The organism is Rathayibacter sp. AY1B7, assembly GCF_002932735.1.
Lineage (GTDB): Bacteria > Actinomycetota > Actinomycetes > Actinomycetales > Microbacteriaceae > Rathayibacter.
The window spans coordinates 67,455-92,176 of sequence record NZ_PSWK01000002.1; the positions used below are offsets into that span (position 1 = coordinate 67,455).

Below are 24,722 nucleotides of genomic sequence, written 5' to 3' on the forward strand. Positions count from 1 at the left end.
GCCCGCGTCTCCGCGGGCCGGGCCTCGTCAGTCCCGGCGGGCGGGCGGAGCGAGCCGCGGCTCCGGCACGACGGGGGCGGTGGCCGGCGGACGGCGCACCGGCAGGAGCAGCACCAGCCCCACGGCGAGGACGAGGACGAGCCCGAGGATGCCCCAGTACTGCACGTTCGCCTCGCCGCTGCCCGAGACGGCCGCGGCGATCGAGACGGCGGCTGCGAAGGCGGCGGGCGCGAGGAACGAGGCCGCCCGCCCGGTGGTCGCGTAGAGGCCGAAGATCTCGCCCTCGCGTCCCTCCGGGATGAGGCGGGCGAGGTAGCTGCGGCTCGCCGACTGCGCCGGGCCGACGAACAGGCACAGCAGCAGGCCGAAGATCCAGAACACCGTGCTCCCCCCGTCGTGCAGGACGAAGACGGCGGTGCCGCAGACGACCAGGCCGATGAGCGAGGCGACGATCACGGCCTTGGGGCCGATGCGGTCGTCGAGCGCGCCGACCGAGATGGTCGCCACTCCGGCCACGACGTTCGCGGCGATGGCGAAGAGGATCACCTCGCCGGCGTCGAAGCCGAAGGTGCCCTGCGCCAGCACGCCGCCGAAGGTGAAGACCCCGGTGAGCCCGTCGCGGAACACCGCGCTGGCGATGAGGAAGGCCACGGTGCTGCGGCTCTCGCGCCAGAGGCCGGCGACCTGCGCGAAGAGCGCGCGGTAGGAGGCGATCACGCCGACGCGCTCCGCCCGGCTCGCGCGCGCCGGCGTCTCCGGCACCGCGACCAGCACAGGGAGGGCGAAGACGGCGAACCACACGCCGGCGACCAGGATCGAGACGCGCACGTCGAGGCCGTCGTCCCCCGTCACTCCGAAGAGCCCGACCTCGGGCGAGATGAAGCCGAAGTACACGATCAGCAGCAGGACGATCCCGCCGACGTAGCCCATGCCCCACCCGAAGCCGGAGACGCGGCCGATGGTCGCCCGGGTCGAGACCTGGAGGAGCATCGCGTTGTAGTTGACGCTCGCGAACTCGAAGAAGACCGTGCCGACCGCGAGCAGTCCGAGTCCCAGCCAGAGGAGGGCCGGGTCGGGGCGCACGAGGAACATCAGCAGGATGCAGAGGACGACGACGGCGGAGTGGATCCCGAGCCAGAGCCGGCGGTGCCCGCCGAGGTCGGCCCGGCGGCCGGTGATCGGCGCGATGACGGCGACGACCACGCCGGCGGCGGCGAGGGACCAGCCGAGCGCGGCCGAGACTCCGCTCGAGGTGCCGAAGAGCCCGTCGGTGGTCAGGTAGACGGTGAAGACGAAGGTGGTCACCACCGCGTTGAAGGCCGATCCGCCCCAGTCCCACAGGCCCCAGGCGAGGACGGGCCAGCGGCCGGTGCGCGTCGTCATGGGCCCACCGTAGGGGGAGGAGGTGAACGGCCGGAAGCGGCGGGACCCGTGAGTCTGAGAGTTGAGCCGATGCGACTCAACTTCTCGCCTCCGGACTTGACGCGAGACGACGGATGCGTAAACTTGAGCGTGCGGGGCTCAACTCCCGCAGAGGATTCCGCACCACCCGTCAACTGACCGGCAGCCGCCCGCGCGACGCCGATCGCGAAGGAGAACAACGCATATGTCCCGTGCCGTAGGCATCGACCTGGGAACCACCAACTCTGTCGTGGCCGTCCTCGAGGGAGGCGAGCCCACCGTCATCGCCAACGCCGAGGGCTTCCGCACCACGCCGTCCGTCGTGGCGTTCACCAAGGACGGGGAGGTGCTCGTCGGCGAGACCGCGAAGCGCCAGGCCGTCACCAACGTCGACCGCACCATCGCGTCGGTCAAGCGCCACATGGGCACCGACTGGACCTTCGGCGTCGAGGACAAGAAGTACACCCCGCAGGAGATCTCGGCCCGCATCCTGGGCAAGCTCAAGCGCGACGCGGAGCAGTACCTGGGCGACAAGGTGACCGACGCGGTCATCACCGTCCCGGCCTACTTCAACGACGCCGAGCGCCAGGCGACCAAGGACGCCGGCGAGATCGCCGGACTCAACGTCCTGCGCATCATCAACGAGCCCACCGCGGCCGCGCTGGCCTACGGCCTCGACAAGGGCAAGGAGGACGAGCTCATCCTCGTCTTCGACCTCGGCGGCGGAACGTTCGACGTCTCCCTCCTCGAGGTGGGCAAGGACGACGACTTCTCGACCATCCAGGTCCGTGCGACCTCGGGCGACAACCGCCTCGGCGGCGACGACTGGGACCAGCGCGTCGTCGACCACCTGGTCAAGCGCTTCAAGGACTCGACCGGCGTCGACGTCTCGAAGGACAAGATCGCTCGCCAGCGCCTCAAGGAGGCCGCGGAGCAGGCGAAGAAGGAGCTCTCCTCGAGCACCTCGACCAGCATCCAGCTGCCCTACCTCTCGCTCACCGAGAACGGTCCGGCGAACCTCGACGAGACGCTCACCCGCGCCAAGTTCGAGGAGCTCACCAGCGACCTGATCGAGCGCACCCGCAAGCCCTTCACCGACGTCATCGCCGAGGCGGGCGTCAAGGTCGAGGACATCGCTCACGTGGTCCTCGTCGGCGGCTCGACCCGCATGCCGGCCGTCGCCGAGCTCGTCAAGAAGCTCACCGGGGGCAAGGAGCCCAACAAGGGCGTCAACCCGGACGAGGTCGTCGCCGTCGGCGCCGCGCTGCAGGCCGGCGTCCTCAAGGGCGAGCGCAAGGACGTCCTCCTGATCGACGTGACCCCGCTCTCGCTGGGCATCGAGACCAAGGGCGGGATCATGACGAAGCTCATCGAGCGCAACACCGCGATCCCGACCAAGAGGTCCGAGACCTTCACCACGGCCGACGACAACCAGCCGTCCGTCGCGATCCAGGTCTTCCAGGGCGAGCGCGAGTTCACCCGCGACAACAAGAACCTGGGCACGTTCGAGCTGACCGGCATCGCGCCGGCCCCGCGCGGCATCCCGCAGGTCGAGGTCACCTTCGACATCGACGCCAACGGCATCGTCCACGTGTCCGCGAAGGACAAGGGCACCGGCAAGGAGCAGTCGATGACGATCACGGGCGGCTCGTCGCTGCCCAAGGACGACATCGACCGCATGGTCCGCGAGGCCGAGGAGCACGCCGCCGAGGACAAGGCCCGCCGCGAGGCCGCCGAGATCCGCAACAACGCCGAGACCCTGGCGTACTCGATCGACAAGCTGATCAAGGACAACGAGGACAAGCTGCCCGAGGACGTCAAGTCCGAGGTGCAGGGAGACGTCGACGCGCTGAAGACCGCGCTCGCCGGCGACGACGACGCGGCCGTCAAGACCGCGTTCGACGCCCTCAACGCCTCGCAGACCAAGATCGGCCAGGCGATCTACTCCCAGGACCAGGCCGCGCAGAGCGCCCCCGCGGACGCTCCGGCCGACGGTGACAAGAAGGACGACGAGGACATCGTCGACGCCGAGGTCATCGACGAGGACGAGCCGAAGGACACGAAGTAGCCATGGCAGCCGAGAACGAGCCCCAGGACCTCCCCGAGGAGCAGCCGGCCACCGGCGGCGAGGCGGGAGTCGAGGCGGCGCAGGACGCCCAGGACCAGGAGGGCCTCATCGAGGCCGAGGGGCCCGACGTCGAGACCAGCCTCTCGGACGCCGACCTCTCGTTCCTCTCGGGACAGTCCAGCGCCGAGACGCTCGCAGCCGAGCACCTCGCCGACCTCCAGCGGGTGACCGCGGAGTACGCGAACTACCGCAAGCGCACCGAGGCGAACCGCCAGGTCGACAAGGAGCGGGCGATCGGCGACGCGGTGAAGGTCATCCTCCCCGTGCTCGACGACCTCGACCGCGCCGAGAAGCACGGCGACCTCGCCGAGGGCGGGCCCTTCACGGCCATCGCGCAGAAGCTGCGCGGCGGAGTGGAGAAGCTCGGCCTGGTGAAGACCGGCGCCGTGGGCGACCTGTTCGACCCGAACATCCACGAGGCGATCTTCCAGCAGCCCACCCCCGGCGCCGAGACCTCCACGGTCGCGGACGTCGTCGAGGCGGGCTACTACCTCGGAGGCTCGCTGCTGCGGGCCGCCAAGGTGGTCGTGGCAGTCCCCGCCGACTGACCCCGCCACCGGCACCACCACCGCGGAGGACCCCGCCCCGCTCGGTAGCACGCTGCCGGACCGGGGCGGGGTCCCTCGCCGCATTCGACACAGGAAGAGGCACATGGCCAGCCAGGATTGGTTCGACAAGGACTTCTACAAGGTCCTCGGCGTGTCCAAGGACGTCTCCGCCGCGGACCTGAAGAAGACCTACCGCAAGCTCGCCCGCCAGTTCCACCCCGACTCCAACCCGGGGGACGCGAAGGCCGAGGCGCGCTTCAAGGAGATCAGCGAGGCGTACACCGTGCTCTCGGACGCCGAGCAGCGCAAGGAGTACGACCAGATCCGCGCCATGGGCGGCGGAGCGCGCTTCACCGCGGGAGGCCAGCCCGGAGGGTTCGACGACGTCTTCGGCGGCATGTTCGGCCAGGGCGGGCGCACCTCCTACAGCACCCAGCAGGGCCCGCCGCCCGGCTTCGAGGACATCCTCGGCGGCATGTTCGGCGGCGGAGGCAGCCGCTTCGGCCAGCCCAGCGGCGGCTACCGCGGCTTCGGCGGCCCGCAGAAGGGCGCCGACGTCACCGCCAGCACCACCATCGACTTCCGCACCGCGACCCGGGGCGACACCGTCCAGCTGCAGACCGGCGACGGGCGCACCCTCTCGGTGCGCATCCCGGCCGGCGTGGCCGACGACCAGAAGATCCGCGTCCGCGGCAAGGGCCGCCCCAGCCCGGACGGCGGTGATCCCGGCGACCTGGTGCTCACCGTCTCGGTCCGCAAGCATCCGGTGTTCGAGCGCGACGGGCTGAACCTGCGCGTGACGGTCCCCGTGACCTTCGTCGAGGCGGTCTTCGGCGCGACGATCGAGGTGCCGACCCTCGGCGGCGAGCCCGTCAAGCTCCGGGTCGCCGCAGGCACCCCGAGCGGCCGCGTCCTGCGCGTCAAGGGCCGCGGCGTCACGACTCCCAAGGGCACGGGCGACCTGCTCGCCGTCCTGCAGGTCGCCGTCCCGAGCCACCTGTCCGCCGCCGCCCGTGAGGCCCTCGAGGCCTACGCCGCCGCCGAGCCGGACGAGGACCCGCGCGAGGACATCCTGGAGAAGGCCCGCTACTAGCACCGGATCGGCGCGACCGGTCGGAGGAGGAGACATGGACGAGAACACGCCCGTCTTCGCGATCGCCGTCGCCGCCGAGCTGGCGGGGATGCACCCGCAGACGCTCCGGCAGTACGACCGGCTCGGGCTCGTGAGCCCGACCCGCACCGCGGGCAAGTCGCGCCGCTACTCGATGCGCGACGTGGTGCAGCTGCGCGAGGTCGCCCGGCTCTCCTCCGAGGGCGTCTCGCTCGAGGGCATCGCGCGCATCCTGCAGCTCGAGAACCAGGTGCAGTCGCTCTCGCAGCGGGTGCGCGAGCTGGAGTCGGCCCTCGCCGACGAGCTCCTGAACCGGCCGGGCCGCCGCGTGTTCGCCGCCGGACTCGAGGGGGACGTGGTCACTCTGCGCCACGGCACGCGCGCGCAGCGCCGGACCGAGCTGGTCGTCTGGCGCCCCGCGCCACGATCAGAGGCCGACGACGACGCCACGCCCTGAACGAGGGGTAGCCTGACCGGGCGCCGCCCCGTCATCGCGGCGCCCGTCCCTCCGCTCGGGGCGGAGAGCAGGAGGACCGCCGTGGACCACGACAGCAGTACCCCGCGCGACGAGCGCGACGCCCGCCGGGAGCAGGCCGCCCAGGAGCAGGCCGCCCAGGAGCAGGCCCCCCAGGAGCAGGCGTCGGACGCCTCGCGACAGGAGCAGGCCCCGGACGCCACGCGCGCGTCCCGCAGGACGCCCGTCGTCCCCGACAACGGGTTCTCCCGCGAGTCCTACGCGATCCACGCCGCCCGCAGCGACCTCCCCCTCTTCTCGGAGGCGCTGAACGTCGGCCGCGACGACTCCGGCTGGCTGTCGTCGCTCTCAAGCACCCTCGCCGGACCCACCGGGCCGGTCGGCTCCCCGGACTCGGCCGCTGAGACGGCGCAGGCCGCGCTCGACCGCCGCACTCGCCGTCGGAGCGACGAGTCCGACTCCTGAGCCGCGGCTCCGGCTAGTCGCGCAGGCGCGTCGCGGCCATCCGGGCGTCGACCAGGCGGCCGCCGCTGAGGCGGGCGAGGATCACGGAGCCGAACGGCAGCGCGCGCACGAGGGGCAGGCCCTCGACCCGCTCCTCGTCCGTGTAGCCGAGGAGGACGTACATCCCGACCACGGCGATCGCGGCGATCGTCGCGACCCGCGCCGGGATCTGGTCCATCGTGCCGCCTCCGCCGTCGATCGGCTCGGCGAGCGTGACGCACATGAGGAAGATCGACGCGTAGACCGCCAGGTGCACGTGGGAGCGGCTCCACGGGCGCGCGAGCGCGGCGATCGGCAGGATCCAGAGGGCGTACCAGGGGTGGATGGCGGTTGACGCCGTCACGAACGCGAGCAGCGCACCGGACAGGCGGGCGAGCGGATCGATGGAGCGCCGCGACAGCATGAGGCGCGCAGCGATCAGGCCGGCGAGCCCGAGCGCGAGGATCTTGACCACGGCGATCGCCGCGGCGGGGTCGTGACCGGTGAACTCGACGGCGCGGGAGACCGAGACCGTGACGAACGACATCGGCGCGTACCAGTGCAGGATCGAGCCGGGCACGACCATCGCCGCGACCCAGCCGACCCCGACGCCCGCGAGCAGCCCGACGGCGACCACGAGGCCGAGCGCTCCGGCGCCCGTCCAGAGCCAGCCGCGGGTGCGCTCGCGCCACGTCGCGTCGTGGCGCAGCCACAGGAGCGCGAGCACGGGGAGCGCGATCACGGCGATCGGCTTGATCGCGATCGCTCCGGCCATCAGCACGACGGCGGCGATGCGCCGGTCGGTCTGGGCGTAGTAGAGCGACGCGAGGATGAGCGCCAGCATCACGGAGTCGTTGTGGCCGGCGACGACGAAGAGCACGAGGGTCAGCGGGTTGGCGACGATCGTCCAGGCGGTGAGCGGGACCGAGAGGCCGCGCAGGCGCGCCAGGCGGAGCGCGTAGACGGCCATGACGGCCACGCCCGCGACCGACACGGCGCGGAGCATCGCGATCGAGAGCTCCGGTGCGCCGTAGCCCGCGAACTGCACGGCGGTGCGCTCGATCAGGAGGTAGAGGGGCCCGTAGGGCGTGGGCGTGTCGGCCCAGAGCGGGTCGACGCCGAGGTCGAACCAGCCCGGGAGCGTCGCGACGCCGTGGGTGTAGGGGTCGATGCCCTGGGTCATCAGGCGACCCTGCGCCACGTAGGAGAACATGTCGTGGCTGAACAGCGGCACCGTCATGAGGAGCGGAGCGGTCCAGGCGAGGGCCGCCACCACGATGGTGCGGACGGAGCCGGGGCCCGCCGCGCGAGCGACCGTGCGCAGGCGGAGCCACGCGATCAGCAGCAGCATCCCGCCGCCCACGACGAGGGCGCCGCTGGACTCGGTGAGCCAGCCCGTGGCGCGGATCGAGGCGACGAGAGGCCAGTCGCGGATGGGCGAGCCGGCGGGCAGGTAGCCCACGCCGAGCGAGCCGAGGAGGATCGCGATCGAGCCCAGCAGGCCCGTCGCCAGCGGTGCGGCCTCCATGAAGCGGAGCCGCGGTCGGCGCTGCCGTCCCGTTGCCCGGGCCGTGTCCGGCCGCTCGATCGTCCCCCGTGAAGCCATCGGAGCCACGCTAAAGGATGGGACTCCGAAGTGCATGGACGGCCGGTGAACGGTTGATCAGTCGGCGCTCAGGTTGTACAAGCACCCGCACGCGCACCGATCAGGGCAGGCGCGGCACCGGGGCCGGCTCCGCGAAGCGCAGCTGGTTGCCGAACGGATCGATCACGTCGAGCGCGAAGCCGAACGGCGTGCGGGTGATCCGCGGGTTGAGGTAGGGGTACGCCTTCGCGTCGAGCTCGGCGTGCAGCTCGCGGACACCGCGGAGGGCGACGTGCACCGCGGCGCCGGGACTGCCGTCGCGGTGGTGCTCGCTGAGGTGCAGGCGGAGCCCCGAGCGCGACACCTGCAGGTAGAGGGGGGCGTCGAGCGCGGCGCGGTGCTCCCAGTCCACCTCGAAGCCGAGGTAGTCGACGTAGAACTCGCCCGCCTTGGCGACCGAGAAGATCCGCAGGATCGGCACGGCCGCCTCCAGTCGCACCGGCTCGAGCCGGTCCGGCTCCTCCGCGCTCGACCGGTCCCGTGCACGCCGTCTCGTCTCCACGCCACGAGGCTAGCCGCCCCGCGGTCGGCCCGGCGCCGGAGGGTCAGTCGACGAGATCGAGACCGCGCAGCAGCCGGAGGGTCTCGACCCCGGCGGGCGGGCAGCGGCCCGCATCGGAGCCGTCGACCCAGTGCAGCGAGTCGATCTCGCCGCTCGGGCGCGCCTCCCGGTCGAGCTCGGCGGCGAAGACGCTCATGTGGACCTCCCGCCCCTCCGGCTCGCCGTGCGCCTGGGTGCAAACGGTGAACAGGGGCTCGAGGCCGAGCGCGACGGCGCCAAGCTCCTCGCGGGCCTCGCGGGCCGCCGCCTCGATCCCGCTCTCGCCCTCGTCGACCTTGCCGCCGGGGAGGTAGAGGACGTCGCGGCCCCGCGCCGTGACCATCAGGACGCGCCGGTCGCGGAGGACGGCGACGGCGGACACGACGATCGGCGGGAGGGTGCTCATCCGCTCATCATGCCCGCCGCGGGCGGACCGTCGCGGCGCCCCCGCGGCTACCATGGGGGCACACCAGAAGGACGCGCGCAGCCGGCGCGCGCCGGGGCCCCGTGCGCCCGAACAGCTGAGGAGCAACCCGTGGCAGAACCCACCACCCTCGACAAAGTCATCACCCTCGCGCAGCACAGGGGATTCGTCTTCCCCTCGGGTGAGATCTACGGGGGCACCCGCTCCGCGTGGGACTACGGGCCGCTCGGCGTGGAGTTCAAGGAGAACATCAAGCGCCAGTGGTGGAAGACCTTCGTGCAGGGCCGGGGCGACGTCGTCGGCCTGGACTCCGCGGTCATCCTGCCCACGGCGATCTGGCACGCCTCGGGACACGTCGGCGTCTTCTCGGACCCGCTGACCGAGTCGCTGATCACCCACAAGCGCTACCGCGCCGACCACCTCTTCGAGAAGTACGAGGAGGTCAACGGCCACCCGCCCGTGAACGGCCTCGCCGACATCCCCGACCCGGAGCACCCCGACAAGGTCGGCCAGTGGACCGAGATCAAGCAGTTCTCGGGCCTGATGAAGACCTACCTCGGCGTCGTCGACGACGAGTCGGGTCTGCACTACCTGCGTCCCGAGACCGCCCAGGGCATCTTCACCAACTTCGCGAACGTGCTGCAGAGCGCCCGTCGCAAGCCGCCCTTCGGCATCGGCCAGATCGGCAAGGCGTTCCGCAACGAGATCACCCCCGGCAACTTCATCTTCCGCACCCGCGAGTTCGAGCAGATGGAGCTCGAGTTCTTCGTCGAGCCCGGCACGGACGAGGAGTGGCAGGAGACCTGGATGCAGCTCGCCTGGGACTGGTTCGTCGGGCTCGGGATGAACCCCGAGAACATCCGGCAGTACGAGCACCCGAAGGACAAGCTCTCCCACTACTCCAAGCGCACCGTCGACATCGAGTACCGCTTCAGCTTCGCCTCGGGCGAGTGGGGCGAGCTGATGGGAGTCGCGAACCGCACCGACTACGACCTCAAGACGCACATCGAGCACTCGGGCAAGGACCTCTCGTTCTTCGACCAGAACAAGAACGAGCGCTACGTGCCGTTCGTGATCGAGCCGTCGTTCGGCCTCACCCGCGCGCTCATGGCGTTCCTCGTCGACGCCTACGAGGAGCAGGAGCTGCCGCCGAACGCCAAGGGCAAGGTCGAGACGCGGACCGTGCTGCACCTCGACCCGCGCCTGGCGCCGGTGAAGGTGGCCGTGCTGCCGCTCTCGCGCAACGAGGCACTCTCGCCGCTCGCGCGCCGCGTCGCCGACCAGCTGCGCCAGCTCTGGAACGTCGACTTCGACGACTCCGGAGCGATCGGCCGCCGCTACCGCCGCCAGGACGAGATCGGCACCCCGTACTGCGTGACCGTCGACTTCGACTCGCTCGAGGACGACGCCGTGACCGTCCGCGACCGCGACACGATGAAGCAGGAGCGCATCCCGCTCGAGCAGCTCGAGTCGTACCTCTTCACCGGGCTCCGCGGGGCCTGACGCTCCTCCGGGACGCCGCCGACCGGACGGGCCGGCGGCGTCCCGCCGGGCGCGGACCAGCCGGCCCTGCGGTCAGCGCTCGCGGGCGAGCAGGGCGAAGACGAGGGTCGAGGTCCACTCGCCCTTGCAGAACTCGTCCTCCCGGTGGTGCGCCTCGAGGCGCATCCCGAGGCGCTCGCAGAGGCGGGCGGACGCGGTGTTCCGAGCGTCGAGCTGCGCGATCACGCGGTGCGCGCCGAGGGTGTCGAACGCGAGGTCGAGCAGCGCTCGGGCGGCCTCGGTCGCGTAGCCGCGCCCCTGCGCCTCCGGGTGCAGCACCCAGCCGATCTCGACCGCCTCCTGCTCGACGGACGTCGCGATGAGCGTGAGGTCGCCGATCATCCGCCCGGCGAGGACGCCCTCCCGGGGGACGATCGCCAGCACGGCCACGTCGCCGTCGGCGGCGAGCCGTGTCGAGGGGAGGCGGCGCTGCAGGTGCGCCCGCGACTCCTCGGGGGTGCGGACCGGCCAGCGGAGGAACCGGACGGCGTCGGCGTCGCCCTGGTAGCGCGCGTGGTCCTCGGCGTCCTCCGGTCCGAGGGGACGCAGGAGCAGGCGCTCGGTGAGCAGCGGCGCGGAGCGCAGCGGCTCCGCGTCGAAGGGGAGCCGGAGGCTCACGCGGTGGCGGCGTCCGCGTCGGGGCGGGCGGCGGCGGCGGGCTCGGCCGGGACCTCGATGCCGAAGAGCGCCTCGAGCCCGGTGAGGTAGGCCCCCTGGGCTCCGGCGCGCGCGTAGTCGCGGGCGCGGACGCTCGGAGTGTGCAGCAGGACGCCGGCGAGGTGGCGGAGCGCCTGCTCGGTGCGGCCGTCCTCGTCGCCGCGCGAGCGGGCCCGCTCGATCTCGGCGTCGAGCGCGTCGAACACGTGGGCGCGCAGGGCGACGACGGCCGGAGTGAGGCTCTTCTCGTCGGCGACGTCCGAGAACTTCCGGGCCGCCTTGTCGACGAGCGCGCGCGCCTGCTGCGACGCGTCGAGCACGTCGAGAGGCGCGTGCAGGCTGATCGTCTCGAGGTCGAGGAGCTCGACGCCGGCGACCGAGGTGACGTCGGAGGCGACGTTGCGCGGCAGGCCCAGGTCGATCACGAGCTGGCGCTCGCGGGAGAAGCCCTGGAGGCGCCCGGCGGCGAGCAGGGCGGCGTCGAGCACCGGCTCCTGGGTCGTGGTGCAGGTGATGACGATGTCGGCCGAGACCGCCTCGAGCGCGAGATCGGAGGCGGCGATGGGCCGGAGCGAGCGGCGGGCGGCGAAGCCCTCGGCGCGGCCGGAGGGGGAGTGCACGGCGATGTCGACCACTCCGCGGTCGCGCAGGGCCGCGACGGTCGCCCGCGCGTAGCTGCCGGTGCCGACGAGGAGGACGCGGGCGGCCCGCCAGTCGGTGACGCGGCTCGCGGCCAGGTCGAGCGCGAGGCGCACGATCGAGCGGCCGGCGCTGCCGAGGCCGGTGCGGTTCTTGATGCCGCGCGAGGTCTGCGAGGCGCGCTGGAACAGCCGCTCGAGCTCGGAGGAGGTGGTGCCGAGGCGGCGCGCCTCCTCGAGGGAGCGGCGGACCTGGCCCGCGATCTCGCCCTCGCCGACCACGACGGACTCGAGTCCGCTGGAGACGGCGAAGAGGTGCTCGGCCACCCGGTCGCCCGAGACGACGTCGACGCTCCCGCGCAGCTCGTCCTGCTCGACGCCGGTCGCGGCGCTGACGGCGGCGGTGGCGGCCTCGACGGCGACGGCCTGCGCGGCGGTCAGCGGCTCCTCGATGTCGAGGTAGGCCTCGAAGCGGTTGCAGGTCGCGACGACGACGGCTCCGGAGACGAAGTCGATCCCCTCGGAGAGGGCCGCGGTCACGGCGGAGGAGTCGACGGAGAGCTTCTCGAGGAGATCGAAGCTGGCGTTCTTGTGCGACGCCGTCAGACACAGAAGCACCATGTCAGTCTACGCGCGCTCTGCGGGGCGGGGTCCCCGGACTGGGGAGGAATGCACGGATGCGCCTGGAATAATGCCGCGGTGACCTCCCCCACCGACGGCCTGCTCGATCCGCTGCACCCCCTCTCCGCCGGCCGCACGGCCGACTCGCTGCTCCTGCGCGCCTACCGCTCCGAGCGGGGCGAGAGGACGCCCGTCTGGTTCATGCGCCAGGCCGGCCGCAGCCTCCCGGAGTACCGGGCCCTGCGCACCGACACGAAGATGCTCGACGCCTGCCTCGACCCGGCGCTGGCGAGCGAGATCACCCTGCAGCCGGTGCGGCGCCACGGAGTGGACGCGGCCATCTTCTTCAGCGACATCGTGATCCCGCTGCGGCTCGCGGGCGTCGGCGTCGACATCGTCCCCGGTCGCGGTCCGGTGCTCGAGAAGCCGGTGCGCACGGCCGCCGACGTCGCCGAGCTCGCCTCGATCGACCCGTCCGTGCTCGACGAGACGCTCGAGCCCATCCGCGAGGGAGTGCGCCGCACCGTCGCGGGCCTCGGCGACACCCCGCTCATCGGCTTCGCCGGCGCTCCCTTCACCCTGGCCGCCTACCTGGTGGAGGGCGGCCCGTCCAAGGACCACCTGCGCGCGCGGACGATGATGCACGCCGACCCCGCCGCCTGGGCTCAGCTGATGGAGTGGACCGCCGAGGTCACCGGCCGCTTCCTCCGCGCGCAGGTGCTCGCCGGGGCCAGCGCCGCGCAGCTTTTCGACTCCTGGGCCGGGGCGCTCTCGCTCTCGGACTACACGACCCACGTCGCTCCCGCCTCCGCGCGCGCCCTCGTCCACGTGCGCGACCTGGCGTTCGACCACGGGGAGACGCGCCGCAACGTCCCGATCGTGCACTTCGGCGTCGGCACCGGCGAGCTGCTCGGAGCGATGCACGGCATCGGCGCCGACGTGGTGGGCGTCGACTACCGGATCCCGCTCGACGAGGCCAACCACCGCCTCGGCGGCTTCGTGCCGGTGCAGGGCAACGTCGACCCGGCGCTGCTGACCGCGCCGTGGGAGGTCCTCGAGTCCCACGTCGACGACGTGCTCCGCCGGGGCCTGAGCGCCCCCGCGCACGTGCTCAACCTCGGCCACGGCGTGCCGCCCGAGACCGACCCCGACGTGCTCACGCGCCTCGTCGCGTTCGTGCACGCCTGGCGGCCGTGAGCGAGGAGCGCCCCCGCGACGCGGCGTCGTACGACGTCGCGGTCGTCGGCGGCGGAGTGGCGGGGCTCGCCGCCGCCGCGGAGTGCCTGCGCATCGGCCTGCGCGTCGTGGTGCTCGAGGCGGGGGAGCGGGTCGGCGGCTCCGTCTCTCCGCTCGCCCTGGCCGGAGCCGCGCTCGACGCGGGCGCCGAGAGCTTCGCCACCCGCGGCGGCCACGTCGAGCGGGCGCTCGCCGCGCTGACCCTCGACGGCGTCCCGCTCGCCGAGTCGATCGTCGAGCCCCGGACGCACGGCTCGTGGCTGCACCTCTCGGGCGGCCGCTCCGTGCCGTCGCCCCGGGCCGGCATCCTCGGCATCCCCGGCACGCCGCTCGCCCCCGACGTCGTGCGGGCGATCGGCCGCCGCGGCGCCTGGCGCGCCTGGCTCGACACCCTGATGCCGGTGCTGCGCATCGGCCGCGCGCACTCCCTCGCCGAGCTGGTGCGCACCCGGATGGGCGAGCGCGTGCTCGAGGACCTGGTCGCGCCGGTCGTCTCCGGCGTCTACTCGAGCCGGCCGGACGACATCGACGTCGACCTGGCCGCACCCGGACTGAATGGCGCGCTCACCCGCGCGGGCTCCCTCGCCCGGGCCGTGGCCGCCCTCCGCGCGAACCTCCCGGCCGGAGTCGCGGTCCGCGGGCTCGAGGGCGGGATGCACCGCCTGGTCGCCGCGCTGGTCCAGCGGATCGACTACCTCTCCGGCGAGATCCGCACCGGCGCCTCCGTGCAGCGGCTCGAGGGCTCCGACGGGGACTTCGTCCTGACCCTCGCCGACGGCGCTCTGAGCGCCCGAGCGGTGATCGTCTCGACCCCGGAGCGCGACGCCCGGGCGCTGCTCGCCGGCCTCGCTCCCGCCGTCGCGGAGCGCGCCGACGAGGCGCCCCACGACTCCGTCGAGCTGGTGACCCTGGTCCTCGACGACGCCCGCCTGGACGCAGCCCCCCGCGGCTCCGGCGTGCTCGTGGCGCCCACCGCCACCGACGTCACGGCCAAGGCGATCACGCACGCGACCGCGAAGTGGGACTGGCTGGCCGCCTCCCTCCCTCCCGGCCGCCACGTGCTGCGCCTCTCCTACGGGCGCCCGGGCGAGCGCCCGCCGCTCGAGGGGCGCACCGATGCCGAGGCGGCCGCGATCGCCCTGCTCGACGCCTCGACGCTGCTCGGACTCGCCCTCGATCCGGCGTCGCTCGTCGACTCCGCCCGGGTGCGCTGGGCCAACGTCCGGCCCGCCGCGGCGCTGGGCCGCCGCGCGCACCTGGAGGCGTTCCGCGAGGCGCTCCTCCCGATTGAGGGAGTCGCTGTGACCGGCACCTGGATCGCGGGCACGGGCCTCGCCTCGGTGCTCCCGCACGCCGCCGAGACGGCCGCCCTTATCCGGCGCCGACTGGTGCGTCAAGGAGTCGGGCTGCCGAGCGACGCCCGCGACGCCGACGGCTACTCTTAGGCCCAGGCATCCGCGCGAGCGTGCGGCGTGCCCCGGCACGAGTGGTCACCGACCGCGTGGACGATCGCGAGAGCGACCCAGGACGAGGAGTAGGCGTGAAGGGCAAGATTCTTTTCGTGGCAGGAGCCGCAGCCGGGTACGTGCTGGGAGCACGTGCCGGCCGCAAGCGGTACGAGCAGATCGCCTCGGCGGCAGGCCGCTTCTGGCGGACCCAGCCGGTGCAGGACGTCGCGGGCGCCGTCGGCGGTGCCGCGAAGACCCAGCTGAGCAGCGTCTCGGACAAGGCGTACGAGGTCGTGCGCTCGGTGGTCGTCAAGGCCGTGTCCGGCGGCAGGAAGGCCCAGGGAGCGAGCGACGCGGAGGCGTCCGCCGCCGCCCGCAAGGCGGCCTCGAAGGTCGACGAGGCCGCGGCGTCGGCCGGCTCCGGCGGGTCGACGACGTCCACCTCCACCAGCAGGGCCTAGTGCTCATCCCTCCGGCCGTCCCAGGCGCGCGCCGGCCGGCACGTCCCACCCTCGAGGAGCTCCCGTGGTGAACGAACGCAATCCCAAGAACGCCCGATCACTGGGAGAGCTGGTCAGCGACCTGCCCGGCCTCGTGATCGAGCTCGTCAAGGCCGAGGTCGCCTCGCTGAAGAACGAGCTGGCGGGCAAGGCGAAGAGCGCGGGTCTGGCCGTCGGCCTGTTCGCGGTCGCGGCCTTCCTCCTCCTGACCGCGTGGGCGACGCTCGTCGCTTTCGCGATCATCGGCATCGCCTCCTGGCTGCCGGCCTGGCTGTCGGCGCTGATCGTGACGGTCTTCTTCCTCCTGGTGGCCGTGATCCTCGCCCTCGTCGGCGTGCGCACCATCAAGAAGGCCGTGCCGCCGGTGCCGCAGGACTCGATCGACAGCATCAAGAAGGACGTCCAGGCGTTCAAGGGAGTGGGCAGCTATGACAACTGAGCGATCCGTCAGCAGCACCACGCCCCGCTTCGTCGACCCGGCGGAGCTGAAGCCCGGCCAGCTGAAGGCCGACATCGAGCGCGCTCGCTCCGAGCTGGCCGCGACCCTCGACGCGATCGAGTACAAGGTCAACGTGCCGCGTAAGGTGCGCACGGCCCAGCGGACGATCGAGCGCAAGCTCCAGGTGGTGCGCCGCCAGAACCCCTCCGCGCTGATCGCCGGAGCGGTCGGCGCCGCCGCCGCCGTGGGCCTCGTCGTCTGGGGCGTCGCGAAGCAGATCATCGAGGACTGAGCGCCGGAGGGCCCGGGGTGCTAGCGTCCCGGGCCCTCCGGCGCCAGAGCCCCCGCCGCTTTTGTGCATCGGCACGAGCGGAGGGATGATGGATCAATGACCGATCAGACCGCCGGCACGGCGGGTCCCGTTCAGTCCGCCCCCGACACGAGCGCCGCCGCTCCGGCGCCGCAGCCCCCCGCCGATCAGGATCACTCCGATCAGGCCCTGGGATACACGCTCTGGGCGGTTCTCCGCAGGGATCCCGCACGTCCGTTCACCCTCTCCAGCGACGCCGTGGATCCCGCGGTGAAGCAGTACGAGCACCTCGTCGCCCAGCTCGAGGGCCAGGGCGTGACCGTTCGCGGCACCTACGACGTCTCGGCCCTGCGCGCCGACGCCGACATCATGCTGTGGCTCACGGGCCCGGCGCCCGAGGAGCTGCAGCGGGCCTACCGCGAGCTGCGGCGCACGGAGCTGCTGGTCGGCCTCCTGCCGACGTGGAACGCGATGGGCGTGCACCGCGACGCTGAGTTCAGCTCGAACCACCTCCCCGCCTACATGCGCGGGAAGGCGCCGGCCCGCTGGCTCACGGTCTACCCCTTCGTCCGCTCCTACGAGTGGTACATCCTCCCCGAGGAGGAGCGCCGCGCGATGCTCGCCCAGCACGGGCGCCAGGGCTCGCGGTTCCGCTCCGTCCTGACCAACACGGTCGCCTCGTTCTCGCTCGGCGACTACGAGTGGATCCTCGCCCTCGAGGACGAGGAGCTCGTCAACCTCGTCGACCTCATGCGCGACCTGCGCGCCACCGAGGCCCGCCGCCACGTGCGCGAGGAAGTCCCCTTCTACACAGGCCGGCGCATCGACGCCGACCAGATCGCCGAGGTGCTTCGATGAGCGACACGACCAGCGAGCCGATCCTCGTCCGCGGGGCCACCCCTGCGGCGGCGTCCGGCCCCGAGCACGTCGAGGTCCCCGTGGCCTACGACGCGATCCTCCTCGCCGGCTTCGGCGGGCCCGAGGGCCAGGACGACGTCATCCCGTTCCTCCGCAACGTCACCCGCGGCCGCGGCATCCCGGAGAAGCGCCTCGAGGAGGTCGCCCACCACTACCGCCACTTCGGCGGCGTCAGCCCGATCAACGCGCAGAACCGCGCGTTGAAGAAGGCGCTCGAGGCCGAGCTCGCGAACCGCGGCATCGACCTCCCCGTGCTCTGGGGCAACCGCAACTGGGCGCCCTACATGAGCGAGGCCGTCGCCGAGGCGAAGGAGCGCGGGTTCACCAACCTGCTCGCCATCGCCACCAGCGCGTACTCCTCCTTCTCGTCCTGCAGGCAGTACCGCGAGGACTACGCGGCGGCGCTCGACGCGACCGGCCTCGAGGGCGAGCTGCGGATCGACAAGGTGCGCCAGTTCTTCGACCACCCCGGCTTCGTGATGCCGTTCATCAAGGCCGTCCACGACGGGCTCGACGAGCTGCGCGAGCGGATGCCCGACCTCGATGTCACGTCCGAGGTGGAGGTGCTGTTCTCGACGCACTCGATCCCCATGGCCGACGCCGAGCGCAGCGGACCCCACGAGCGCCACGACGACGGCACCGTCGTCGACGTGCACGAGTTCGGACCGGGCGGCGCCTACGAGGCGCAGCACCTCGCCGTCGCCGAGGTCGTCATGGCCGCCGCCACGGACGAGGACGTGCCCTGGCAGCTGGTCTACCAGTCGCGCTCCGGCCCGCCCACCCAGCCCTGGCTCGAGCCGGACATCAACGACGCCATCGCGGAGCTGCCGGCCCGCGGCCGCCGCGCGCTGCTGATCGTCCCGCTCGGCTTCGTGTCCGACCACATGGAGGTCATGTGGGACCTCGACAACGAGGCCCTCGAGACCTCGGAGGAGCACGGACTCGTCGCGCTCCGCGTCGCGACCCCCGGCACGGACCCGGTCTACGTCTCCGGCCTGATCGACCTGGTCCTCGAGCGCGTCAACGGCGTGCCGACCGAGGACCGGCCCTCGATGACGGCGCTCGGCCCCTGGTACGACGTCTGCCGCCCCGGCTGCTGCGAGAACGTGCGAGCGGGGTTCAAGCCCGCCCTGGCGGGAGTCGCACCGTGATGAGGAGTCGTCTGTCGTGAGCATCAGAGTCGGCACCCGCGCGAGCGCGCTCGCGGTGGCGCAGACCCGGATGACGGCCGATCTGATGTCGGCCGCCGCGGGGGTCCCCGTGGAGCTGGTGCGCATCGAGTCGGACGGCGACCGCATGCGCGGCTCGCTCGCCTCCCTCGGCGGCACCGGCGTGTTCGTCAGCGCCCTGCGTGACGCGCTGCTCGCCGGGCGCTGCGATGCGATCGTGCACTCGCTGAAGGACCTGCCCACCGCTGCGGTGGAGGGTCTGCTGCTCGGAGCGGTCCCCGAGCGGGAGGACCCGCGCGACGCGCTCTGCGCCCGCGACGGGCTCACCCTGGCGACGCTGCCGGTCGGCGCCCGCGTGGGCACGGGCTCGCCCCGCCGGCGCGCGGCGCTGCTGGCCGCCCGTCCGGACCTCGAGATCGTGGACATCCGCGGCAACATCGACACCCGGCTCCGGAGGGTGCTGCCCGGCAGCGACTCGCCGCTGGACGCGATCGTGCTCGCCCTGTCCGGCCTGCGCCGCCTCGGCCGGGTCGACGCGATCACCGAGGTGCTCGGCTTCGACGTCTCCCCGCACGCCCCCGGTCAGGGAGCGCTGGCCATCGAGGTGCGCGACGAGGAGCCGTCGGAGGAGCTTCGCGCCGCTCTCGCAGCGGTCGAGCATGTGCCGACCCGCGCGGCGATCACGGCCGAGCGGTCGCTCCTCGCCTCCCTCGAGGCCGGGTGCGCCGCTCCGATCGGAGCCTCCGCGGTCGTCGAGGAGGACCGCGTGGTCCTGCACGGCGTGGTCTTCGCCGTCGACGGCACGGCGTCCCTCGCACGGGAGGTCGCGGAGCCGGTCGATAACGGTTCGGTCGGCGGTGGTCGACACCGGGCGGATCCGCAGTATGGTGGTCGCGAACTGCCCGTCGTCGAAGCCGCGTTCCGTTGCGGCTCTCTGCTCGCTGACGCGCTTCTCGGTGCGGGTGCCGCCGAACTCGCACCCCTGGGAGCCCCTTCGTGATCGTCCCCGCCGCCTACTCCCAGTGGGAGAAGCCGTTGCAGGGGTGGCGCATCCTCGTCCCCCGCGGAGGCCCGTGGGGGGACGGTGTCGCCGCCGCTCTCCGTGCCAAGGGAGCCTCGCCCGTCGTCGCTCCGATGATCAACTTCGCGCCGACCGACGACTTCCCGGCGCTCGAGCAGGCCCTCGCCGACCTCGAGGCCGGCGCCTTCGACTGGATGACCGTCACGAGCGCCACCACGGTCGACGTCCTCTCCCTCCTGCGCACCACCGTGCCCGCGAGCACCAAGGTGGCGGCGGTCGGCGAGACCACGGCGGCCGCGCTCGTCGCCGCCGGCTACTCCGTCGACCTCGTCCCCTCCGAGGACAACTCCGCCCGCGGCCTCCTGGCCGAGTGGGAGGAGGCCACCGGCGGCCGGCACCCCCTGCGCGTGCTGACGCTGCGGTCCGAGATCGCCAAGCCGCTGCTCACCGAGGGCCTCACCCGCATCGGGCACGACGTGCGCTCCGTGGTCGCCTACCGTACGGTCGGCGTCCCAGTGGAGGAGCGCGTCGTGGCGGATGTCGCCGGCGGAGCCGTGCACGCGATCCTCGTCACCTCGGGCAGCGTGGCGGAGCAGGTCCAGAAGCAGCTCGGCCCGGTGCCCGAGTCGATCCTCGTCGCCGCGATCGGCCCTCAGACCGCGAAGGACGCCCGCGCCTTCGGCCTGCGCGTCGACGTCGTCGCCGACGAGCGCTCGGCCTCCTCCCTCATCGACGCGGTCGCCGCCGTCGCCACGGAGCGCGCTCCCCGCTAAGCCGCCTCCCCGGCGCGACGTCGGCCGGGAGGGGCGGGCCTGGCCCCGCAGGCCAGGGATCCGCCTCTCGGCTGATGTCGTGCGTCCGGAGCACCTCAACGGGGTGAGGCGTCCGCGCTCCCGGGAGGTGCTCGGCGGGGCGGGATTACGCTGGAGGACATGACTGCCATCCGCCCGCGCCGCCTCCGCACGACCCCCGCACTCCGCCGTCTCGTCCAGGAGACGCGCATCCACCCGGCGCAGCTGATCCTGCCCCTCTTCGTGGCCGAGGGGACCACCGAGGCCCGGCCGATCGGGTCGATGCCGGGGGTGATGCACCACTCGCTGGACAGCGTCCGCGGAGCGGTGACGGAGGCGGCCGAGGCGGGGATCGGCGGTGTGATGCTGTTCGGCGTGCCGACCACGCGCGACGCGGTCGGCTCCGGTGCGACCGACCTCGACGGCGTGCTCAACGCCGCGACGCGGGTCGTCGTGGAGGAGGTCGGCGACGCGCTGGTCGTGCAGACCGACCTGTGCCTGGACGAGTTCACCGACCACGGCCACTGCGGCGTGCTCGACGACCGCGGGCGCGTCGACAACGACGCCACGCTCCTCCGCTACGAGGAGATGGCGCTCGCCCAGGCCGAGGCCGGCTCCCACCTGCTCGGGCTCTCGGGGATGATGGACGGCCAGGTCGGAGCGATCCGCGCCGCTCTCGACGGCGCCGGGCACCTGGACACCGCGATCCTCGCGTACTCGGCGAAGTACGCCTCCAGCTTCTACGGTCCGTTCCGCGAGGCCGTGCAGTCCACGCTCGAGGGCGATCGCCGCACCTACCAGCAGGACCCGGCGAACCGCCGCGAGGGCCTGCGCGAGGCGACCCTCGACCTCGCCGAGGGCGCCGACGTGGTGATGGTGAAGCCGGCCATGAGCTACCTCGACGTGCTCTCGGACGTCGCATCCGTCTCGGACGTGCCGGTCTGGGCGTACCAGGTGTCGGGGGAGTACGCGATGATCGAGGCCGCCGCCGCGAACGGCTGGATCTCGCGCGAGCCGGCGATCCTGGAGTCGGTCACGGGGATCCTCCGCGCGGGGGCCGACGCGGTTCTCACCTACTGGGCCGTCGAGATCGCTCGCGACCTGCTGAAGTAGCCGCTCCTCCTCCTGGGAGCGAGCCTCGGCGTCTCGTCCGAAAGCGCTCCTCCGGCGCGAGGGCGCCGGGCGGCGCGCGTACCCTGGAGGGGTGACCACCTCGGCGAACGACACCCTGTACGAGCGTGCCCGGCACGCGATCCCCGGAGGCGTCAACTCGCCCGTCAGAGCGTTCCGCTCGGTCGGCGGGACCCCCCGCTTCATGGTCTCGGCCGCCGGCCCGTACATCACGGACGCGGACGGGCGCGAGTACGTCGACCTCGTCTGCTCCTGGGGCCCCGCGGTCCTCGGGCACGCGCACCCCGAGGTCGTCGCGGCGGTGCAGGAGGCGGCCGCCCGCGGTCTCTCGTTCGGCGCGTCCACTCCCGCCGAGACCGACCTCGCCGAGCTGGTCGAGGCGCGGATCACGGCCGGGGGAGTCTCGCCGATCGAGAAGCTCCGCCTGGTCTCCACCGGCACCGAGGCGACGATGACGGCGATCCGCCTCGCCCGCGGCGTCACCGGCCGCGACCTGCTGATCAAGTTCTCCGGCCACTACCACGGCCACTCCGACGGGCTGCTCGCCGATGCCGGCTCCGGTCTCGCGACCCTCTCGCTGCCCGCCTCCGCCGGCGTCACGGCCGCGACCGCGGCCCAGACGATCGTGCTGCCGTACAACGACCTCGAGGCGGTGCGCGCGGTCCTGGCCGAGCGCGGCGCCGACATCGCGGCGGTCATCACCGAGGCCGCGGCCGCCAACATGGGCGTCGTCGCTCCGGACCCGGGCTTCAACGCGGCCCTCGCCGACCTCGTGCACGCGAACGGCTCGCTGCTGATCATGGACGAGGTGCTGACCGGCTTCCGCGTGAGCGCCGGCGGCTGGTGGGGGCTCGAGAACCGCGGCGCCGAGGCTCCGTACCGGGCCGACCTCTACACCTTCGGCAAGGTCATCGGCGGAGGGATGCCGGTCGCGGCTCTCGGCGGCCGTGCGGACGTCATGGACCACCTGGCGCCGCTCGGGCCGGTGTACCAGGCGGGCACCCTCTCCGGGAACCCGGTCGCGGTGGCCGCGGGCATCCGGACGCTGCAGCTGGCCGACGACGCGGTCTACGCCTCGCTGGACGCCACGGCGCTGACGCTCCAGCGCGAGGTGTCGGCGGCGCTGACGGCCGAGGGCGTCGCGCACACGGTGCAGACGGCCGGGAGCCTCTTCAGCTTCATGTTCACGGACCTGGGCCGGCCGGTGCGCGACTACGCCGAGGTTCAGGCGCAGGAGTCGTTCCGCTACCCGGCGTTCTTCCACGCGATGCTCGATGCGGGCGTCTCGCTGCCGCCGTCGGTGTACGAGGCCTGGTTCGTCTCGGCCGCGCACGACGACGCGGCGATCGGGCGCATCGTGGACGCGCTGCCGGCGGCGGCGAAGGCCGCGGCGGCCGCTCGGGCGTAGGCTCCCGGGCCGCCCGCGGATCAGGCGGGGGGCCCGCCGCGCCGGAGCTCCGGGCGGCGGACGTTCCGCGCGCCCGGCCGCCGGCGTGCGGCGACCGGACAGGGGCCCTCAGCCCCGGCGCGAGACCGACTTCGGCAGCACGAACACCAGCGCGAAGGCGGCGACCGCCATCAGGGTGCTGAGGAGCATCGCGGGAGCCGCGGCGTCGAGGAAGCCCGAGGCGACCGTGTCCGGACCCGTGATGACGAGGCTCCCGAACAGCACGCTGCCGATGACCGCGATGCCCACGGCCGAGCCGATGCGCTGGATCGCCGAGATCACGCCGCTCGCCGCGCCCGCGTCCTGCGGGTCGACGGTCGAGACGATGAACTGCACGTTCGGGGCGATGAAGAAGCCGTTGCCGAGGCCCGCGATCAGCAGCGGCGGCAGGAGCTGCCAGTTGCTGATCGAGTCCGGGGTCGCGGTCAGCAGCACCAGCCAGACCCAGCCGAGCCCGACGGCGAGGAGTCCGCTGCCCATCACCAGGACGTTGCGGCCCAGGCGCGCGGTCATCCGGTTGCTCTGCGAGGAGCTGATGATGCTGCCGATCGCGAAGGGGATCGACACCAGGCCCGACTCGAGCGCGGTGTGGCCGAGGCCCGACTGCCACAGCAGCGAGATGGTGAAGAAGATGCTCGTGAAGGCCGCGAAGTAGACCAGCGCGAGGATCACGCCTCCGGTGAAGGCCGGGTGGCGGAACAGCGACGGCGGCACCAGGGGAGCGCGGCCGCGGCGGACGTGGAGGACCTCCCAGGCGCCGAACGCGGCGAGGAGCAGGACTCCGCCGGCGATCGAGAGGAAGGTCCACAGCGGCCAGCCCTCGTCCTCGCCCTGGATGAGCGGGACGAGCAGGGCGACCAGGCCGCCGGAGACGAGCACGAGGCCGAGCCAGTCGACGCCTCCGCTCGGGGCGCGGTCGCCGGCCTCGAGGTCGCGGCGGGCGGGGAGGAGGACCGCGGCGGCGATCAGGGTCGCGACGCCGATGGGCAGGTTCACCCAGAAGACCAGGCGCCAGCCGTTCTCGTCGCCGAAGGCCTGGATGATCAGGCCGCCGATGATCGGGCCGAGCGCCGACGAGACGCCGAGGACCGCGCCCATCACCGCGAAGGCCTTGCCGCGCGAGGGGCCGCGGAAGAGGAGCTGGATGTAGGCGTTGACCGCCGGGACGAAGACGCCGCCCGCCAGGCCCTGCACGATGCGGGCGATGACGAGCTGGGTGTCGTCCGCGGCCAGTCCGCACGCGAAGCTGGCGACGGTGAAGAGGGCGATGCCGCTGACGAAGACCCACTTGTGCCCGAAGCGGTCGCCGAGGCGGCCGGCAGGGATCAGGGCGAGGCCGAACGCGAGGGCGTAGCCGGAGATGATCCAGGAGAGCGTCGACTCGGAGGCGTCGAGCGTGGTGCGGATGGTGGGCAGCGCCACGTTCACGATGGTCGTGTCGAGCAGGGCGATGAACATGCCCGCGAGCAGGACGATCAGCGAGCGCCAGGCGCGCTTGTCGGGGGTGGGAGGGGCGCCGGTCGATCGGGCGGTCGACGTCTCGGTCATCGCAGGAGTGCCTTTCGAGCAGGGGGGGGAGGGGGTGGTCCGTCAGACCTGTTCGAGGGACGCGACCGGGTGTGAATGCTCGCAGGAGAAACCGGGTTTCCGCACGCCGGGATCTGTGGGGGCCTTCAGGCGGAGGGCGCGCCGCAGGCTCGCCTCGCGGGGCGTCAGCGGATGCGCGACTCCGCCAGACGGGCGCAGTCGATGCAGAGCTCGGCCGTGGGCCGGGCGGCGAGGCGGGCGGCCCCGATCGGGCGGCCGCACGAGGCGCAGTTCCCGTAGCCGCCGGTGCCGAGGCGGGCGCGAGCGGCGTCGAGCTCGCGCGCCGTGCGGGCGAGAGCGTCGCGGACTCCGGCCATCCGCGACCACTCGGCCGAGAGCGGCGTGCCCTCCGGGTCGTGCTCGTCATCGGCGGTGCCGTCGGCACGGTCGCGCAGGAGCTCGGCCAGCGAGGCCTCGAGCCGGGCCGCCTCGTCGCGCGTCTCGGCCTGCCGCTCGGCCAGCAGCGCGTCGAGGAGGCGCGCCTCGTCCGGATCCATCGGCATCCGACCAT

Annotated in this window: 25 protein-coding genes; 17 read left to right on the plus strand and 8 right to left on the minus strand. The window is 72.9% G+C overall.

The window, feature by feature from the left end; translation table 11 throughout:
* Positions 1–27: 27 nt before the first annotated feature.
* A complete protein-coding gene (locus tag C5C95_RS01775) occupies positions 28–1,383 on the minus strand; it encodes an MFS transporter (protein WP_104222891.1) in 1,356 nt (451 codons plus the stop codon).
* Positions 1,384–1,606: 223 nt separating this feature from the next.
* Here C5C95_RS01775 and dnaK point away from each other — a divergent pair, with 223 nt between their 5' ends.
* The 5 genes from dnaK to C5C95_RS01800 all read left to right on the plus strand — a co-directional run bounded on the left by dnaK (position 1,607) and on the right by C5C95_RS01800 (position 6,128).
* A complete protein-coding gene (gene dnaK / locus C5C95_RS01780) occupies positions 1,607–3,469 on the plus strand; it encodes a molecular chaperone DnaK (RefSeq protein ID WP_104222890.1) in 1,863 nt (620 codons plus the stop codon).
* Between the two features lie 2 nt (positions 3,470–3,471).
* Positions 3,472–4,077, plus strand: coding sequence for a nucleotide exchange factor GrpE (locus C5C95_RS01785; RefSeq protein ID WP_104323667.1), 606 nt, complete (start codon positions 3,472–3,474; stop codon positions 4,075–4,077).
* Between the two features lie 103 nt (positions 4,078–4,180).
* Positions 4,181–5,170, plus strand: a complete 990-nt coding sequence (locus C5C95_RS01790) for a DnaJ C-terminal domain-containing protein (protein WP_104222888.1) — start codon at positions 4,181–4,183, stop codon at positions 5,168–5,170.
* A 34-nt stretch (positions 5,171–5,204) separates the two neighbouring features.
* Positions 5,205–5,645, plus strand: a complete 441-nt coding sequence (locus C5C95_RS01795) for a heat shock protein transcriptional repressor HspR (protein ID WP_104222887.1) — start codon at positions 5,205–5,207, stop codon at positions 5,643–5,645.
* Between the two features lie 81 nt (positions 5,646–5,726).
* Positions 5,727–6,128 carry a hypothetical protein gene (locus C5C95_RS01800; protein ID WP_104323668.1) on the plus strand — a complete coding sequence of 134 codons (402 nt, stop codon included), beginning with the start codon at positions 5,727–5,729 and terminating at the stop codon, positions 6,126–6,128.
* 13 nt (positions 6,129–6,141) lie between these two features.
* Here C5C95_RS01800 and mptB read toward each other — a convergent pair whose 3' ends face one another.
* The 3 genes from mptB to C5C95_RS01815 form a co-directional block, all read right to left on the minus strand.
* A complete protein-coding gene (gene mptB, locus C5C95_RS01805) occupies positions 6,142–7,752 on the minus strand; it encodes a polyprenol phosphomannose-dependent alpha 1,6 mannosyltransferase MptB (protein WP_146087034.1) in 1,611 nt (536 codons plus the stop codon).
* A gap of 100 nt (positions 7,753–7,852) precedes the next feature.
* Positions 7,853–8,293, minus strand: a complete 441-nt coding sequence (locus C5C95_RS01810) for a glyoxalase superfamily protein (protein ID WP_208543318.1) — start codon at positions 8,291–8,293, stop codon at positions 7,853–7,855.
* A gap of 43 nt (positions 8,294–8,336) precedes the next feature.
* Positions 8,337–8,738, minus strand: a complete 402-nt coding sequence (locus C5C95_RS01815) for an NUDIX domain-containing protein (RefSeq protein WP_104323670.1) — start codon at positions 8,736–8,738, stop codon at positions 8,337–8,339.
* Positions 8,739–8,867: 129 nt separating this feature from the next.
* Between C5C95_RS01815 and C5C95_RS01820 the strand changes: the two genes are divergently transcribed.
* Positions 8,868–10,259: a glycine--tRNA ligase gene (locus tag C5C95_RS01820; protein ID WP_104226140.1), complete on the plus strand. Its 1,392-nt coding sequence runs from the start codon at positions 8,868–8,870 to the stop codon at positions 10,257–10,259.
* A gap of 72 nt (positions 10,260–10,331) precedes the next feature.
* On the opposite strand, the gene C5C95_RS01825 is transcribed toward C5C95_RS01820, so the two are convergent.
* Positions 10,332–10,916, minus strand: coding sequence for a GNAT family N-acetyltransferase (locus C5C95_RS01825; protein WP_258059379.1), 585 nt, complete (start codon positions 10,914–10,916; stop codon positions 10,332–10,334).
* Positions 10,913–12,211 (minus strand): glutamyl-tRNA reductase, encoded by a 1,299-nt coding sequence (locus tag C5C95_RS01830; RefSeq protein ID WP_104260433.1) that lies wholly within the window; start codon positions 12,209–12,211, stop codon positions 10,913–10,915. The genes C5C95_RS01825 and C5C95_RS01830 overlap by 4 nt, the downstream gene beginning before the upstream one ends.
* 51 nt (positions 12,212–12,262) lie before the next feature.
* Here C5C95_RS01830 and hemE point away from each other — a divergent pair, with 51 nt between their 5' ends.
* From hemE to hemL, 11 genes are all read left to right on the plus strand, one after another.
* Positions 12,263–13,411: a uroporphyrinogen decarboxylase gene (hemE, locus tag C5C95_RS01835; RefSeq protein WP_104222882.1), complete on the plus strand. Its 1,149-nt coding sequence runs from the start codon at positions 12,263–12,265 to the stop codon at positions 13,409–13,411.
* Entirely contained in the window at positions 13,408–14,895 is a 1,488-nt protein-coding gene (locus C5C95_RS01840) for an NAD(P)/FAD-dependent oxidoreductase (RefSeq protein WP_244229490.1), read from the plus strand. The genes hemE and C5C95_RS01840 overlap by 4 nt, the downstream gene beginning before the upstream one ends.
* A 95-nt stretch (positions 14,896–14,990) precedes the next feature.
* Positions 14,991–15,359: a hypothetical protein gene (locus C5C95_RS01845; protein ID WP_146076613.1), complete on the plus strand. Its 369-nt coding sequence runs from the start codon at positions 14,991–14,993 to the stop codon at positions 15,357–15,359.
* A 67-nt stretch (positions 15,360–15,426) separates the two neighbouring features.
* A complete protein-coding gene (locus C5C95_RS01850; protein WP_244229489.1) occupies positions 15,427–15,837 on the plus strand; it encodes a phage holin family protein in 411 nt (136 codons plus the stop codon).
* The gene (locus C5C95_RS01855) at positions 15,827–16,129 is read left to right on the plus strand and encodes a DUF3618 domain-containing protein (RefSeq protein WP_104222879.1); all 303 of its coding nucleotides are present in this window, start codon (positions 15,827–15,829) and stop codon (positions 16,127–16,129) included. Before C5C95_RS01850 ends, C5C95_RS01855 begins: the two co-directional genes overlap by 11 nt.
* Positions 16,130–16,225: 96 nt before the next feature.
* The gene (hemQ, locus tag C5C95_RS01860) at positions 16,226–17,005 is read left to right on the plus strand and encodes a hydrogen peroxide-dependent heme synthase (RefSeq protein ID WP_104226142.1); all 780 of its coding nucleotides are present in this window, start codon (positions 16,226–16,228) and stop codon (positions 17,003–17,005) included.
* Positions 17,002–18,216, plus strand: coding sequence for a ferrochelatase (locus tag C5C95_RS01865; RefSeq protein WP_104323671.1), 1,215 nt, complete (start codon positions 17,002–17,004; stop codon positions 18,214–18,216). The genes hemQ and C5C95_RS01865 overlap by 4 nt, the downstream gene beginning before the upstream one ends.
* A 16-nt stretch (positions 18,217–18,232) precedes the next feature.
* Positions 18,233–19,234 (plus strand): hydroxymethylbilane synthase, encoded by a 1,002-nt coding sequence (hemC, locus tag C5C95_RS01870; protein ID WP_104283147.1) that lies wholly within the window; start codon positions 18,233–18,235, stop codon positions 19,232–19,234.
* Positions 19,234–20,028, plus strand: a complete 795-nt coding sequence (locus C5C95_RS01875) for a uroporphyrinogen-III synthase (RefSeq protein ID WP_104222950.1) — start codon at positions 19,234–19,236, stop codon at positions 20,026–20,028. Before hemC ends, C5C95_RS01875 begins: the two co-directional genes overlap by 1 nt.
* A gap of 159 nt (positions 20,029–20,187) precedes the next feature.
* Entirely contained in the window at positions 20,188–21,159 is a 972-nt protein-coding gene (gene hemB, locus C5C95_RS01880) for a porphobilinogen synthase (RefSeq protein WP_104323672.1), read from the plus strand.
* Positions 21,160–21,250: 91 nt separating this feature from the next.
* A complete protein-coding gene (gene hemL, locus C5C95_RS01885; RefSeq protein WP_104222874.1) occupies positions 21,251–22,585 on the plus strand; it encodes a glutamate-1-semialdehyde 2,1-aminomutase in 1,335 nt (444 codons plus the stop codon).
* 108 nt (positions 22,586–22,693) lie between these two features.
* On the opposite strand, the gene C5C95_RS01890 is transcribed toward hemL, so the two are convergent.
* Both C5C95_RS01890 and C5C95_RS01895 read right to left on the minus strand, forming a co-directional pair.
* Positions 22,694–24,172, minus strand: a complete 1,479-nt coding sequence (locus C5C95_RS01890; RefSeq protein ID WP_104309358.1) for an MFS transporter — start codon at positions 24,170–24,172, stop codon at positions 22,694–22,696.
* Between the two features lie 164 nt (positions 24,173–24,336).
* A complete protein-coding gene (locus C5C95_RS01895) occupies positions 24,337–24,714 on the minus strand; it encodes a TraR/DksA family transcriptional regulator (RefSeq protein WP_258063213.1) in 378 nt (125 codons plus the stop codon).
* Positions 24,715–24,722 lie beyond the last annotated feature (8 nt).

Excerpts from the sequence above, each read along its gene's own strand:
- C5C95_RS01775 (WP_104222891.1), bottom strand. The coding sequence starts at position 1,383 with ATGACGACGCGCACCGGCCGCTGGCCCGTCCTCGCCTGGGGCCTGTGG.
- dnaK (WP_104222890.1), top strand. The coding sequence starts at position 1,607 with ATGTCCCGTGCCGTAGGCATCGACCTGGGAACCACCAACTCTGTCGTG.
- C5C95_RS01785 (WP_104323667.1), top strand. The coding sequence starts at position 3,472 with ATGGCAGCCGAGAACGAGCCCCAGGACCTCCCCGAGGAGCAGCCGGCC.
- C5C95_RS01790 (WP_104222888.1), top strand. The coding sequence starts at position 4,181 with ATGGCCAGCCAGGATTGGTTCGACAAGGACTTCTACAAGGTCCTCGGC.
- C5C95_RS01795 (WP_104222887.1), top strand. The coding sequence starts at position 5,205 with ATGGACGAGAACACGCCCGTCTTCGCGATCGCCGTCGCCGCCGAGCTG.
- mptB (WP_146087034.1), bottom strand. The coding sequence starts at position 7,752 with ATGGCTTCACGGGGGACGATCGAGCGGCCGGACACGGCCCGGGCAACG.
- C5C95_RS01815 (WP_104323670.1), bottom strand. The coding sequence starts at position 8,738 with ATGAGCACCCTCCCGCCGATCGTCGTGTCCGCCGTCGCCGTCCTCCGC.
- hemE (WP_104222882.1), top strand. The coding sequence starts at position 12,263 with ATGCACGGATGCGCCTGGAATAATGCCGCGGTGACCTCCCCCACCGAC.
- C5C95_RS01855 (WP_104222879.1), top strand. The coding sequence starts at position 15,827 with ATGACAACTGAGCGATCCGTCAGCAGCACCACGCCCCGCTTCGTCGAC.
- hemQ (WP_104226142.1), top strand. The coding sequence starts at position 16,226 with ATGACCGATCAGACCGCCGGCACGGCGGGTCCCGTTCAGTCCGCCCCC.
- C5C95_RS01865 (WP_104323671.1), top strand. The coding sequence starts at position 17,002 with ATGAGCGACACGACCAGCGAGCCGATCCTCGTCCGCGGGGCCACCCCT.
- hemB (WP_104323672.1), top strand. The coding sequence starts at position 20,188 with ATGACTGCCATCCGCCCGCGCCGCCTCCGCACGACCCCCGCACTCCGC.
- C5C95_RS01890 (WP_104309358.1), bottom strand. The coding sequence starts at position 24,172 with ATGACCGAGACGTCGACCGCCCGATCGACCGGCGCCCCTCCCACCCCC.
- C5C95_RS01895 (WP_258063213.1), bottom strand. The coding sequence starts at position 24,714 with ATGCCGATGGATCCGGACGAGGCGCGCCTCCTCGACGCGCTGCTGGCC.